A 12344-nucleotide genomic window follows, 5' to 3' on the forward strand; every position below is an offset into this window, starting at 1 on the left:
AACGAATATCTCGTCCAGCTCGTCATTCGTCAACGCCGCGACCTGCTGGGCAGTGGTCAGGCCAAGGCTTCGCAGCGCTTGGTTCGCCCGGGAAATCGCGCGGTGCGAGCACCCGAGCTGGTCTTCAATCTGGCGGTAAGAACGCTTCCTAATCAGCAGCGTCATCACCGCACGGTAATCCGTCATCAGCGGACTCCTTCCAGTACGCGCCGCACCCGAGTGGTGCGACTACCGGAAGTATCACCCCGAGCGCCCTGAGCTGCTACCAGAAACCCACTGAAGCGCTACCAGATAGTCACGACACTGCTACCAAATAGCCGGTCGCAACAGGGGTCACCATAAATATGGAAGATCATGCATAGCCACTAAAGTCACCACCTTTTTTGGTGGTTATGAATTGTAAGGAGGGCATATTAGCCGGTGGTTCAGGCGGAGCAAAGTGTTATTTGCTTAAGTGGATCCTTTTTTGGAGATCCCGAAAGGCCGCAGTTGCGGCATTTTTTCCACATAGTCCGTGAACTCCAGCCCCTGGTGGAGAGGAATGTGAACAGATATAGACACCTTGTACACCAATCCAATATGGATTCGTGGTCATCCTAGGGCGAAATACCAGCTGTAGTCCGTCGTTTTCTCCACCAATAATGTCCCCATTGTGGAAGTTCCTATTGGACGATTCCATTTGCTGCGGGTTAATACTTTTACTCATAACAATTTGATCACGGAACCCTGGAGCAAATCTTTCTATTTGTTCAGTGACTAGCCCTGTAGCGTCTCCTGAGTATCCTTTAGGCACATGCGCATATGCGTAAATTGGATTTAGATTTCCATTGCTGCGTGCAGGATCTGCCATATATTGCTGTCCGACAAGGACGAACGGTCGTGAAGGCATCTTTCCTTTAGCTCTTAAAGATTCGGAAAGTAGTGTTTCTTTGGCATTGCCACCAAGGTGGACAGTGCCTGCACGTCTACAATGTGAATTTTTCCAAGGGATGTCTCCGCTGATTGCATAGTCAACTTTGAAAGCGGAAGATCCAGATCTAAAATTTGAGTATTGCTTTTTAATTCTTGATGGCATCTCATCTCCATATAAGGAGAGGATCTGTTGGGGAGAAAGATCTAGAAGAACAAGATCTGCGGTTGGAATATCCCTTTTCGAAATAACGGGACTGTTAGTGTGGATCGTTACGTTCTTTTGGGTGAGAGCTTTTTCTAGAGCCGCTACAATTGCGCCAGATCCTCCTTTTGCTACCGGCCAACCCCACTGGTGGGCTGCAGCAGCGAGCATTATTCCGAGCGATGCAGTTAGCGGTCGGTCGAGAGAGGTAAAAGCGTGGGCTGCGATTCCCCCAAACAATGCTTTGCCCGCTTCGGTTTTAAACATGCGCATAAGTGTTGCGGCTGGCAGAGAAGCATATGGGGCGAACTTGGCAAGAGTGACCGGGTGTTGAGGAATATGAAGAAGTGGGCGGAAAATGTCCTCCGTCAGGAGGTCGAAGTTCCTTACGTTGCTCCCGACTATCTTTCTCCAGATGTCTCCGTCGACTCCCAGATGTTCGACAGTTTTGTCTAGAGACCTATACAGGATCCCAGCCCGTCCATCATCCAGAGGGTGAGCGCAGTCAACTTCAGACCATGCCCATTCTAAACCGTACTTCTCTAGTTCTACCTCTTTCCAAAAACTTGATCCGACACCGAAAGGATGAAACGCTGAACAGTGGTCATGTGTCAGTCCGGGGAGCGTGTATTCCCCGGATCGTGCACCGCCTCCAATAGAAGAATTAGCTTCAAGTATTGTCACCTCAATATCGTGATCGGCGAGGAAAAGGGCCGCTGCTAAACCATTAGGGCCTGCTCCAACGATAACGGCGTTTGTCATGGTTCTTCCTTCTTATTGTTGTTCATCATTTGTTCAACTGGTTGAGGTGTTTAGCTGGGGTGTACCCCAGTAGAACACTTTGAGAATTGCAACCCTTCATTGTCCCGCCTGTTCGGTAGGGTTAGTGCATGTCTAACGGAACAGAACCGCCACTACCCAACTTCAGTTGGTCGGGGAAAGAGTTCCTAAAACAGAAGTAGCCCGCAAGTTAGGTATTGGCAGAACCACGCTGTACAGCTATCTTTCCCAATCAAGCTAGTCCTCATGACCGGGGCGTGTCACAATGGGCTTATGATTCAGCGCATTGACCAGCTACTCCGCGACGAAAACGTATCCCTATTTGATCCTAGTTACGCAACACTTAGTGGCACTTAGTGGCACTTAGTGGCAGTGTGACTGGCAAATTCTCTATCGAGCTAGCTAGGCAAATAAAAGATGGCCCCAGCATCGCTGAGGCCAGAGCCTATTTGCCTTACGGCTTGATATCCAGAAGTCTATTATGCAAGCACATAGACGTCCACTCACCGATCTATCGATTCTCCTTCGTCGTGTGAAACGACGACGCCTCCTAGTGCACCACCTTCAGGCCTACGATCCCGCCAATGATCATGGCGAGGAACAGCACCTTCCATACTGTTGCCGCCTCATGCCCGGCGGCGAAGGAATAGATGACGGTAACCACCGCACCCACGCCTGCCCACACCGCGTAGGCCGTGCCCACGGGGATGGACTTCATGGCCCAGCCCAACCCGCCCATGGAAATGGCGCAGGCAACGAAAAAGATCACCGAGGGCCACAGGCGGCTAAAGCCCTCCGACCTATCCAGCGCCGCTGCCCACACAGCCTCAAAGGCACCGGAGAAAATCAACACGAACCACGACATTTCTCAGCCTCCCTCCTCCGGGGCTCGCATGAATCGCGGCGAGCCTGCCCACAATGATGGCACACTGGGCGGCATGAAGATTGCATTCCTTGGTACTGGCCGCATGGGCACGGAGCTCGCCCGACACCTCCTCAAAAACCATGAGCTCACCGTTTGGAACCGCACCGCTGAGCGCGCGCAACCGCTGGTTGAGTCCGGCGCTACCCTCGCCAATTCCCCCACCGCCGCCGTAGAAGGCGCAGAGGTCATCATTACCTCCCTCTTCGGCCCCGATGACATCCGTGAGCAGATCATCGAGACCAACCTCATCCCGGAGGGCGTGACCTGGATCGATACCACCACCGTCTCCCCTGACGCCGCTCGCGAATTCGCCGCCGCGGTCGACTCTTATGTCCACGCGCCCGTCGTTGGCTCTCTGGGCCCGGCGCGCGAGGGCAAGCTCGGCGTCTATGTGGGCACGCCTGACGACGACCGCCGCGAACTCGCCATGACCATCGCCGAGTCCTGGGCCGATGAGAACAAGCTCATCGGCGTGGAATCCGCCGCCACCGCGGCGATTGGAAAGCTCCTGGCCAACCTAGCCCTCGCCGTTACCGCCGAGGGCGTACTGGAAGCACTGCACCTCGGCGAGTCTGAGGGCCTCGATTCCGAGGTCATCCTCGAGATGCTCGACATCACTGGCCTGGCCTTTATGAAGAATATGAAGGGGCCGTTCATCACCGGCGAGCGCAACACCACTCCGGGTGACTTCACCGTGGATGCCCTGTGCAAGGACGCCAAGCTCATGGAGATGACCGCCAACAAGCCGCTGCCTGCAGTGGCCGCCGCCATCGAGCGCTTTGAGGAGCAGCAGGCCATGGGCCACGGCGACCAGGACTTCTCCTCCATCTTCGTCTTCCGCAACAAGGGCTAGGCCCGAGCGTTTAGACGGCCCGCTTTCCGACGAGCCCGCGCAGCACCTCCTCCAGCTGCGTGTTATCCCCCGTGTCCTGGCTGTGAAAGCGCGCGGCAATAAACTCCGCGCGTACGCGGCTATCACTCGCTAGCCGCTCCACATTAAGTTGGTATCCTGCCGCCGTAACCAGCGCGTCAAAGAACACCGTCTGTGTGCGGGTGTTGCCTTCTCTAAAGCTGTGCACCACATTGAGCTCGCCCCACAGCTCCGCCAGCTTGGCCACAAACTCATCAATCTCTAGGCCGCGCAGAAAATCATCCTTCGCCAGCCCCGCAAACAACTTCTCTGCTGCCTTCGTCATTTCCGGCCCCGCCGGATAGTAGGCATGCCCAGCCTTAATCATGAACTGGTCTGTAGGGGCAGTCCGCTCTTCACCCGCCCATTCATACACATCCTGAAAAAGATGTCGATGTATGTCCTTGAAGTGCGCGTAGTCAAAAGCACCTTCCAGAGGAACTATGTAAAGCTGAGCAATTCGAGCGTTGACGGCAACGGTTTCAAGATGATTCAGTCGTTCTAAGTCTGGCTCCCCAAAGGGATGTTCCTCACTTAAGAAGAGATTGCGCAGAGTCCTCGTACCTGGAATGTAGTAGTCATCCCAATTCTTTTGTCTCATCCCCCGATTCCTCCCATAACTTAATTGAGCTGGGACTTAGCCTTCGTGATAGCTTCATCGACCGTCATCTCTCCTGAAGCGACGGCACGGACAAGCGCTTCCTGCTCCGCATCCATATCGTGCCCAGCCAACAGCGATACCCCCTTGGCAAACGTCACGCTATCTTCAACGCTCTTCCCTGTTCCTACTGTGCTTGTCATGTGGGTATCCTCCCGAGTTTTCAACTACATTTTCTCTCATTTTAGCAGCTCACAACACCAATCCCAAGGGCGCTTCCCATCTCGAGAACAACGTTCAGGGCGCGCATCTTGCTAAACTTCATCAATAAGTTTTAACTATTGTCTAGCCACCCAACGTAAGGAGCTCGCCGCCCAGCAATGCTTTCCATCGACGCCGATTATGGGCATTCCACGCCCCTTGGACATCTTGAGAAGGACTTCGCCCCCGGCCGCATCTATGGCCTCGCCGGGCCCAACGGTTCAGGTAAATCCACGTTGCTGGCTACACTCGGCGGTGAGCTTGCGCCTCTCGAAGGCTCAGTGGAGTGTGACGGCCATCCCGTCGGCACGAAGGAGCAACCGGGTGCTGTGATTACGGTGGCCGAGCCGGTTTTCCTCCCCGACCTCACCGTGGGCGAGCACCTGGACTTGATGGGAAAGGCGGCAGGGGTGGACGTCGCCAAGCTCTGCGAACTCTGGGCGCTTGAGCCTCTCCTTCCGCACCCCGCCTCGCGCCTGTCCTCGGGCCAGCGCCAGCGCGTGTTCCTGGCCGCGCAGCTATACCAGCCGGCGCGCGCAGTGCTTATCGACGAGCCCGAGCGCCACCTCGACGCCACCTGGACCGAGTTTCTCGCAAGCGAATTGCGCTACCTAGCCGACGAGGAGAATCGCTGCATCGTCGTGGCCTCGCATTCCGACACGATCACCCAGGCCTGCGACGAGGTGGTGCAGCTGTGATGCGCACGCTATCCCGGCTAGGTGATGGCATCTGGTATCTCATCCTCGCCGGCATCGTCATCGGCTTCGGCTACACAGGATGGCAAGAAGTCAGCGCCGTCGTGCCTATCATCCCGGCGCGCATCACGCTGACTGGTGTCGCTCCTATTGCCGGCATCGTAGGACTGCTCGCGCTTATGGTGCTCACCGAGGTTCTCTATCCTCTGCGCGCACTGTCGCGGGAACGCTGGGTCTACGTCGATCGCCCGCGCGGCAGGCTCCGGGGTACAGACTGGATCACGTGGGCGCAGCTGGTCGGCTTCGGGGTGTTGGGGTTCGGCATTTGCGTGTCCACCGGGCTATCCCCGTGGTTCGCGCTGGCAGTCCCAGCCCTGCGTTTCGTCGTGGGGTGGCGCTCGTTCACGCTGGCTTCGCTTCTCAGCGCTGGGCGCACGCGCCTGGTCGGCGGTTCTGGCCTAGGCCTGCTTGATTCGGAGGTCACCTCCGATGCCATTGCGAGCCAGTCCGCCTGGATTCCTCGTCGCGCCCATGCGCCCTCCACGTTGACGGGCCTCTTCTTCCGTCGTCTGGGACGACGATGGTACATCGGCGTCGGTGCGCTCGCGGCCCTCGGCTTGACGTTGGGGTTCGCCCCACAGCTCGGGGCGCTGGCTATCGTTGGATTCATGTCCGCGTGGAGCATCGTCGGCGCGGCGGTTGGGCGCGCCGCCTCCTTCGGCCGCGTCAGCGACGATGCATGGCCCGACTGGGGCCTTCCCCTTATCGCTTCTGTGGGCACGGCGCTTCTTGGTGCCGGTGTCCTCCTCTTGGTGTGGAAGCTCTCCGCCATCGCAGTGGTGCTCATCATCGCCGGTCTTAGCTGGGCGTCGTTTAAGCGTTCCCGCCCGGCACAGGTAGACAGCATGTCCATGCTGGACAGCGGCGGCTTCGGTGTCTCCTTCTCCCCCGAGGTGCTGCACTACATCACCCGCGGCGCCCTCGGCCTTGGCGTGGCGGCCCTTGCGCTGGGGTATTAGTCGGGGCTAGTCTTTCGGGCATGAAGATTTTTTCCTAATTCGACGTCACACTTTACGCGACTTACTCGAAGGTGGATTTCTTCATGCCTATTTCTTTTTCTCATCTCACCGTCACCTGGCCCGACGGCACCCCTTGTTTCACGGACCTCAGCGGCACGTTTTCCTCCCACTTCACGGGCTTAGTTGGGGCGAATGGTTCCGGAAAATCAACGTTGGCCAAGGTTCTTGCTGGCCTCATTGCCCCGACTTCGGGAACGGTATCCGCGGGTTCAGTCCTCTATGTCGACCAGGATTTAGGCCTCCACACGTCTGACACCATCGCTGATGTCTTTGGCGCAACAGATGTCCTCAGTGCCATTGCCCGCATTGAGGCTGGCGAATACTCGGAAGAGCTCGCTGCCGCTGTTGGTGAGCAGTGGGACTTAGCAGAGCGTATTGAAGCAGCTCTCGACGCTGCGGGTATCCCCTTTCCCTTAGAGCGCACCATCGGAACACTGTCGGGTGGTGAGGCCGTTACGGTGGCGCTGACCGCAGCATTCTTTCGCAACCCGGATTTCCTGATCCTCGACGAGCCCACCAACAACCTAGATTCTGCATCGCGCCAACGCTTACTCGAGCTCATTCGCACCGCGGCGATGCCGGTTCTCGTCGTCTCACACGACCGCGAACTCCTCGAGCGCGCGGATTGCATCGCGGAGCTCTACCACGGCACACTCCGCGAGTTCGAGGGAAACTACTCCTCCTACCGCGCAACGATTGATGCCGAGCAGGATTCCGCGCAGGCCAAGGTCCGGGAAACTAAGGCCGAACACCGCAAACAAATCCGCGAGCGCGCCGCTATGCAGACCCGCATCGCCCGCGATGCCCGCCGCGGCAAGAACTTCGCCGCCTCGAAGCGCAAACCCGGCATGGCCATGGGCTTAGACAAGAACCGTTCCGAGCGCTCGGCCGCTGGGCGCTCCCAACAGGCCAACGATGCAGTGGCTGCCGCCCAGTCGGCGCACGACAAGGCGCAGCGCGCGCTTCGCGACGACACCCAGGTCCACATCGATCTCCCCGGCACTGAGCTGCCCGCGGGCACCCGCGTGCTGGTCAGCGATCTGCTGAGTATTACTGGCCCCGAGCGTGTTCGCCTCGCCGGGCCAAACGGCAGCGGCAAGACCACCTTCCTCAACCGCATCGCCCGCGGAGACGTCGAGTACGCGCTGCCCTGCGGGTACATCCGCCAACGCATCGTCTTGCCCGCGGAGAAATCGGTGTTCGACATCGTGCGGGAGGCCAACCCCGGCGCGGACCCGCAGTTCCTGCGCGACCAGCTGGCCCAGATGCTCTTTATCAACGACAAGATCCACCAGCCCGTGGGCCAGCTTTCTGGTGGCGAGCGCTTCCGCGTCGAAATCGCTCGCGTCTTGCTCAGCGATCCGGCACCGCGCTTCCTGCTTCTCGACGAACCGACAAACAACCTCGATATCCCCACCACCGACTGGCTGATTGAGGTGCTCACGAGCTACCGCGGGGCATTCATCCTGGTCAGCCACGACGAGCACGTATGCGAGCGGCTAAACCTAACGCGCACTGTTCACGTGGCCTCATAAACTGAAACCTCTCTAGCGCTCATCCCCTTTTCGTTGTACAGTTTCTTGTACAAGAAGGGAGATAGCTTATGAAAACCATGTCTTACTCGGAATCGCGAGCAAGATACGCCGAGGTCCTACAGTCGGTCGTTGATGACCGTGAGGAAGTCATCATCACTCGCAATGGTCATGAGTCTGCAGTCATCGTTTCCTTAGATGACTACAACTCTCTTCGCGAAACCGCTTACCTTCTGCGTTCCCCTCGCAATGCCCAGCGCCTGCTTGACTCCATCGAGAGTCTCAACACCGGGGAAGCAACGGAGCACGAACTCATTGAGGAAGACTAAGCTTCATGATTCTTTCGTGGACAGAGGAAGCGTGGGAGGACTACCTCTGGTGGCAAGCTCACGACAAGAAGATCCTCAAGAGAATCAATAGCCTCATTAAAGACATTGCACGAAACGGCAATGAAGGGATAGGAAAACCCGAACCACTCAAGTTCGAGTTAGCCGGGTTCTGGTCTCGGCGAATTACGGAAGAGCACCGACTGATCTATCGCATTATGGGCGTGACCATCGAGATTGCTGGGTGCAGATACCACTACTAGCTAGCGTCAACTTCCCGTATCGCCTCTGTCTAAAAGGCATCAGTCATAAGGCGTTTTCACGGCCAAAAACGCCTTTTATGCTTGGCAAATGGCGTTTTTAGACCCAAAGATGCCTTTTATCAGATGCCTTTTGCGGCGCGCCCTTTGTGTGAGGTGCCAAAAGGCAGGCGCCGACAGCGAGCTAGCTGACGAGTGCTTGCGCGGCAGCGCGGGCGCCGGCAATAACGGCGGGCACGCCGACTCCATCAGCCCAGGCGCCGGCGGTGGCGATACCGGGGACGTCGGCAAGCTTGGCGCGGACAGCGGCAACGGTGGCCAGGTGCTTTTCATCATAGCGGGGGATGCCGCCGAACCAGCGCTGCGTGTAGATCTCCTCCACGCCAGCGGCGCGGCCGTCGAAGCCTGTGATCTTCTGCAGGTCATCGAGGGCGTAGTCCACCAGGTCATCCTCCTCCGCGCGCACGAGGGCATCATCGCCGAAGCGGCCGAAGGAGGCGCGCACGAGGAAGCCCTCGCGCTCGTTCAGGTGCGGCCACTTATTAGAGGAGAGCGTGAAAGCCTTGGCGCGCACGTCTGGCTCGTCGGAGGCAACGAGGATACCGGTGGCCTCCGGAAGGGAGTTGCCTTCCGGGTCCGTGGCGGAGGCGAAGTTGAAGCCGACGACCACGGAAGAAGCCAGCTGGACGGTGGCTAGTTCCTGGGCGGCCTCCGGGGCCACGGCCTTGAGCAGGCGCGCGGTTGTGGGAGCTGGGGTGGCAAAGAACACGCGATCGAAGGGACCGATATCCCCCGGCGCGCCCTTGACCTCGAAGGCATCGCCCTTGCGCGTCACGCCGGAGACGAAGGTGTCCAGGTGGATCTGCGCACCGGACTTGTCAGCCAGGGCCTCGTAAAGCTCGGCGTAGCCGCCCTTGAAGGTTCCAAAGACGGAGCCTTCGGCCGGGCTGCGGCCGGACTCGATCTGCTTGATTGCGGCCGACAGCGTGACGGGGCCGTCCTTCGCCAGTGTGTCCAGCGTGGCCGCCAGGTGCGGAACCGTGGCGCGCAGGCCTAGGTCGTCGGCCGTACAGGAGTACACACCGCCGAGCAGCGCGGAGACCACGTGGTCCACCACGTCATCGCCGTACTGCTGGCGAACGAGCTGACCCACAGAGACATCCCCGCCGATCTCCCACTCGAAGGGCTGCTCGTTGGTGATGCGCTCGTTGGTCGCCTCGGAGAAGAAGTCCTGCGGCTCGGAAGGAATACCCATGACCCCGCCCTGCGGCAGGAAGTGCAGCTCGCCGCCGGTGTACACGCGCGGGCGCAACTCCGGATTGGGCTCCACAAAGGAATCCTGCAGGCCGAGCTCCGTGAAGAAGTCCACGGCGTCCTGGCGGCGGCGGATGAAGGCCTCCGCGCCCATGTCCGTCGGACCGCCGTTGAAGGCCACGGTGTGCAGCTTGCCGCCGATGCGATCCGCTGCTTCAAAGACGAAGATGTCGTGGGAGCCCTCAGTGTTCTGCTTGATTTCCCATGCCGCGGTGAGGCCCGCGAGGCCCGCACCGATGATCGCGATCTTCATTTAGCCCTCCTCGTGGATGATGGCGACGGCACGGGTAATGGCCTCCGCCTCCGTGGTCGGCAGCACGCCGTGGCCAAGGTTCCAGATGTGTCCACGCAGGTTGCCTGCCGCGCGGGCGGCATCTATTTCTGCCTTGATGGCGCGTACTTCCTTGCGCACCGCATCCTCGCCGGCGAACAGCAGGGCTGGGTCGAGGTTGCCCTGGAGAATGTCCGCGTTGACGCGGGCCGCGGCGGCATCCATGCTCACGCGGTAGTCCACGCCCATGACCTCAGAACCGGCCTCCGACATCGCGCCGAGCAGCTCGCCAGTCCCCACGCCGAAGTGAATGCGCGGCACGCGGCCTTCTGCGACCTTAAGGATCTGCTCCGAATAAGGCAGCACGAACTCGCGGTAATCGCGCTCATTGAGGTAACCCGCCCAGGAATCGAAGAGCTGCATGGCGTCGATGCCGGCATCCAGCTGGAGCTCCAAGAAAGAAATGATCGTCGGGGTCAGGCGCTCCATGAGCTGGTGCCAGGTCTCCGGATCGGAATGCATGAGCGCCTTGGTACGCTCGTGGTTCTTCGAGGGGCCGCCCTCAATGAGGTAGCTGGCCAAGGTGAAGGGTGCGCCGACGAAGCCGATGAGGGCCTGCTTGTCGGTGAGCTCGCTCAGAATGATCTCAATGCCTTGGCGGACCTCGGGCACATCCACGTCGAGGATAGGCAGGTTGTCCACGTCCTCCGTGGTGCGCACGGGTGCATCCATGACGGGGCCGCGGCCGGGGACGATCTCCACGCCAACGCCCGCGGCTTTGAGCGGGACGACGATATCGCTGAACAAGATGGCGCCGTCGACATCGTGGCGGCGCACCGGCTGCAGGGTGATCTCCGCGAGGAGCTCCGGCATGAAACAGGAATCCAGCATGCTGATTCCCTCGCGCACCTTGCGGTACTCCGGCAAAGAGCGCCCCGCCTGGCGCATGAACCAGACGGGCGGGCGGGAGGGCGTGTGGCCAGTAGCGGCAGCAATTAGCGGCGCATCAGACAGTCGAGACATACCATCCATTATGAATCAAAAGTTGGAGTAGGCGCCAATCAGGAGTTTTGGGCGCGACGGGCCTTGATGAAAGCCGTTGAATCCGGGTGAAAGAGGAAGTAGATGGCCACCATGAGCGCCATCGGGATAAGCAGCAAGAGCAGCCCGCCCACGCCCGCGATCAGCGCCGCAATGCTGACGAACATGGTGTAGGCAGACACCGCGGTGATGATGCGGCGCGCCCATACTGAGCCGCTTGCCAGCTGCGCGGAGCAGGCCGCGATGATGACGGCACCCACCACGTTGGAGATGGCCGCAAAACGCGTGTTGAAGCGGATATAGTCCACCTGCTCCGGGCTGAGCTGGGTGTTCGTCACCGATGTATAGGAACCAAAGATCCCCACCATTCCGGCGGTGAGCATGACAATTGCGGCAATCACGCAGACCCAGTAGGCAATGCGCAGCTGCGAAGGCCAGGTGGAAAAGTCTTGCTCACCCTGCTTCTTAGGGCGGCGTGGGCGGCGGTTATAGTCCGCGGGACCGGGGCGCTCGCTCATCGCTTGCCGTCCTTGTTGTCTTCTTTCTCCCTGTCCTTTTCTTTATTGTCCTTGTTCTTCTTCTCGCGCTCCTCCAGGTTTTCCTGGCGGCGCTGCTCCTCCATCTCCTTGCGCATCTGGCGCAGCTGCTCCATCTCGCCGGTGTACTCGAGCACCTCTTCCTTGGTGGAGAACATCAAGCCCATCACGGCCGCCACGCCGACGAGGATCTGCACGGCACCATCGAGTAAGAAGAGCCAATCCGGCGCGCTCGCCCCGGCGGGGCTGCTGATGAAGACGATGAGCACGCGGAGGCCAAAGTAGAGGGAGAAGGCGAACCACAGGCGCCGGCCAGTACCGGCTGCCTTGGAGTTCTTGTGGATAAAGCCCAGCATGATGCCCAACAGCACCACGATGGCGAGTGAAATCAGCGAGCTAAACGCCACCGAGCCATAGCCCACGAGCTGTACGAGGGCATCGCTGACGTCCTGCCCGGACTTCTCCGCTGCGGACTCCGCCGTAGTGCGGGCCTGGGCAAAGAGCTCCTCCCTATTCAGCAGGGTCAGCACGATGCTCAAGACCAGGTGCACCACCTCGAGCACCAAGGCAACGGTCCACACCTTGAGCATGAGGGAGACGGCTTCGGTGCGCTTGGCCTGCTCCTTATCCGGCTCCGTATCCTGCTTCGCCGGCTTGTGTGCCGACGGCGTAGTGTTCGGGCTGAACGTCACGATTCTCCTT

At 59.3% G+C, this 12344-nt stretch carries 14 protein-coding genes and 1 pseudogene; 6 read left to right on the forward strand and 9 right to left on the reverse strand.

All coding sequences use genetic code 11. From position 1 onward, the window contains the following. The 3 genes and pseudogenes from HMPREF2807_RS14070 to HMPREF2807_RS12750 all read right to left on the reverse strand — a co-directional run. Positions 1-186: pseudogene (locus HMPREF2807_RS14070) on the reverse strand (Trp family transcriptional regulator); the annotation flags it as partial. 256 nt (positions 187-442) lie between these two features. Next, a complete protein-coding gene (locus HMPREF2807_RS13630; RefSeq protein WP_083306728.1) occupies positions 443-1876 on the reverse strand; it encodes a phytoene desaturase family protein in 1434 nt (477 codons plus the stop codon). Positions 1877-2444: 568 nt separating this feature from the next. Continuing rightward, positions 2445-2759: a DMT family transporter gene (locus HMPREF2807_RS12750; protein ID WP_070513423.1), complete on the reverse strand. Its 315-nt coding sequence runs from the start codon at positions 2757-2759 to the stop codon at positions 2445-2447. 73 nt (positions 2760-2832) lie between these two features. Between HMPREF2807_RS12750 and HMPREF2807_RS12755 the strand changes: the two genes are divergently transcribed. After that, entirely contained in the window at positions 2833-3672 is an 840-nt protein-coding gene (locus HMPREF2807_RS12755; protein WP_070513503.1) for an NAD(P)-dependent oxidoreductase, read from the forward strand. 10 nt (positions 3673-3682) lie between these two features. Here the strand turns inward: HMPREF2807_RS12755 and HMPREF2807_RS12760 are convergent, their stop codons facing one another. Then, positions 3683-4330, reverse strand: a complete 648-nt coding sequence (locus HMPREF2807_RS12760) for a Fic/DOC family protein (RefSeq protein ID WP_070513427.1) — start codon at positions 4328-4330, stop codon at positions 3683-3685. Between the two features lie 20 nt (positions 4331-4350). Continuing rightward, positions 4351-4530 carry an antitoxin VbhA family protein gene (locus tag HMPREF2807_RS12765; protein WP_070513429.1) on the reverse strand — a complete coding sequence of 60 codons (180 nt, stop codon included), beginning with the start codon at positions 4528-4530 and terminating at the stop codon, positions 4351-4353. A gap of 177 nt (positions 4531-4707) precedes the next feature. Here HMPREF2807_RS12765 and HMPREF2807_RS12770 point away from each other — a divergent pair, with 177 nt between their 5' ends. From HMPREF2807_RS12770 to HMPREF2807_RS12790, 5 genes are all read left to right on the forward strand, one after another. Continuing rightward, on the forward strand, positions 4708-5286 hold the full coding sequence (locus tag HMPREF2807_RS12770) for an ABC transporter ATP-binding protein (protein WP_070513432.1): 579 nt from the start codon (positions 4708-4710) through the stop codon (positions 5284-5286). Beyond that, on the forward strand, positions 5286-6302 hold the full coding sequence (locus HMPREF2807_RS12775) for an ABC transporter permease (RefSeq protein ID WP_070513436.1): 1017 nt from the start codon (positions 5286-5288) through the stop codon (positions 6300-6302). Before HMPREF2807_RS12770 ends, HMPREF2807_RS12775 begins: the two co-directional genes overlap by 1 nt. Before the next feature lie 83 nt (positions 6303-6385). Then, entirely contained in the window at positions 6386-7897 is a 1512-nt protein-coding gene (locus HMPREF2807_RS12780; RefSeq protein ID WP_070513439.1) for an ABC-F family ATP-binding cassette domain-containing protein, read from the forward strand. Positions 7898-7965: 68 nt separating this feature from the next. Then, positions 7966-8223 (forward strand): type II toxin-antitoxin system Phd/YefM family antitoxin, encoded by a 258-nt coding sequence (locus HMPREF2807_RS12785; RefSeq protein WP_070513442.1) that lies wholly within the window; start codon positions 7966-7968, stop codon positions 8221-8223. Positions 8224-8228: 5 nt separating this feature from the next. Next, positions 8229-8483: a Txe/YoeB family addiction module toxin gene (locus HMPREF2807_RS12790; protein ID WP_070513445.1), complete on the forward strand. Its 255-nt coding sequence runs from the start codon at positions 8229-8231 to the stop codon at positions 8481-8483. Between the two features lie 181 nt (positions 8484-8664). On the opposite strand, the gene HMPREF2807_RS12795 is transcribed toward HMPREF2807_RS12790, so the two are convergent. From HMPREF2807_RS12795 to HMPREF2807_RS12810, 4 genes are read right to left on the reverse strand one after another with little or no spacing between them, the layout of a single operon-like run. After that, entirely contained in the window at positions 8665-10047 is a 1383-nt protein-coding gene (locus HMPREF2807_RS12795; protein ID WP_070513448.1) for a protoporphyrinogen oxidase, read from the reverse strand. Continuing rightward, the gene (hemE, locus tag HMPREF2807_RS12800; RefSeq protein WP_049154861.1) at positions 10048-11088 is read right to left on the reverse strand and encodes a uroporphyrinogen decarboxylase; all 1041 of its coding nucleotides are present in this window, start codon (positions 11086-11088) and stop codon (positions 10048-10050) included. A 38-nt stretch (positions 11089-11126) separates the two neighbouring features. Further along, positions 11127-11624, reverse strand: coding sequence for a hypothetical protein (locus HMPREF2807_RS12805; RefSeq protein ID WP_046647804.1), 498 nt, complete (start codon positions 11622-11624; stop codon positions 11127-11129). After that, positions 11621-12334 carry a hypothetical protein gene (locus tag HMPREF2807_RS12810; RefSeq protein WP_046647805.1) on the reverse strand — a complete coding sequence of 238 codons (714 nt, stop codon included), beginning with the start codon at positions 12332-12334 and terminating at the stop codon, positions 11621-11623. The genes HMPREF2807_RS12805 and HMPREF2807_RS12810 overlap by 4 nt, the downstream gene beginning before the upstream one ends. Positions 12335-12344: the final 10 nt, after the last annotated feature.

The organism is Corynebacterium sp. HMSC074A09, from assembly GCF_001811545.1.
In the GTDB taxonomy this organism is placed as follows: Bacteria; Actinomycetota; Actinomycetes; order Mycobacteriales; family Mycobacteriaceae; genus Corynebacterium; species Corynebacterium hiratae.

Excerpts from the sequence above, each read along its gene's own strand:
- HMPREF2807_RS13630 (WP_083306728.1), bottom strand. The coding sequence starts at position 1,876 with ATGACAAACGCCGTTATCGTTGGAGCAGGCCCTAATGGTTTAGCAGCG.
- HMPREF2807_RS12750 (WP_070513423.1), bottom strand. The coding sequence starts at position 2,759 with ATGTCGTGGTTCGTGTTGATTTTCTCCGGTGCCTTTGAGGCTGTGTGG.
- HMPREF2807_RS12755 (WP_070513503.1), top strand. The coding sequence starts at position 2,833 with ATGAAGATTGCATTCCTTGGTACTGGCCGCATGGGCACGGAGCTCGCC.
- HMPREF2807_RS12760 (WP_070513427.1), bottom strand. The coding sequence starts at position 4,330 with ATGAGACAAAAGAATTGGGATGACTACTACATTCCAGGTACGAGGACT.
- HMPREF2807_RS12765 (WP_070513429.1), bottom strand. The coding sequence starts at position 4,530 with ATGACAAGCACAGTAGGAACAGGGAAGAGCGTTGAAGATAGCGTGACG.
- HMPREF2807_RS12770 (WP_070513432.1), top strand. The coding sequence starts at position 4,708 with ATGCTTTCCATCGACGCCGATTATGGGCATTCCACGCCCCTTGGACAT.
- HMPREF2807_RS12775 (WP_070513436.1), top strand. The coding sequence starts at position 5,286 with ATGCGCACGCTATCCCGGCTAGGTGATGGCATCTGGTATCTCATCCTC.
- HMPREF2807_RS12780 (WP_070513439.1), top strand. The coding sequence starts at position 6,386 with ATGCCTATTTCTTTTTCTCATCTCACCGTCACCTGGCCCGACGGCACC.
- HMPREF2807_RS12785 (WP_070513442.1), top strand. The coding sequence starts at position 7,966 with ATGAAAACCATGTCTTACTCGGAATCGCGAGCAAGATACGCCGAGGTC.
- HMPREF2807_RS12790 (WP_070513445.1), top strand. The coding sequence starts at position 8,229 with ATGATTCTTTCGTGGACAGAGGAAGCGTGGGAGGACTACCTCTGGTGG.
- HMPREF2807_RS12795 (WP_070513448.1), bottom strand. The coding sequence starts at position 10,047 with ATGAAGATCGCGATCATCGGTGCGGGCCTCGCGGGCCTCACCGCGGCA.
- hemE (WP_049154861.1), bottom strand. The coding sequence starts at position 11,088 with ATGTCTCGACTGTCTGATGCGCCGCTAATTGCTGCCGCTACTGGCCAC.
- HMPREF2807_RS12805 (WP_046647804.1), bottom strand. The coding sequence starts at position 11,624 with ATGAGCGAGCGCCCCGGTCCCGCGGACTATAACCGCCGCCCACGCCGC.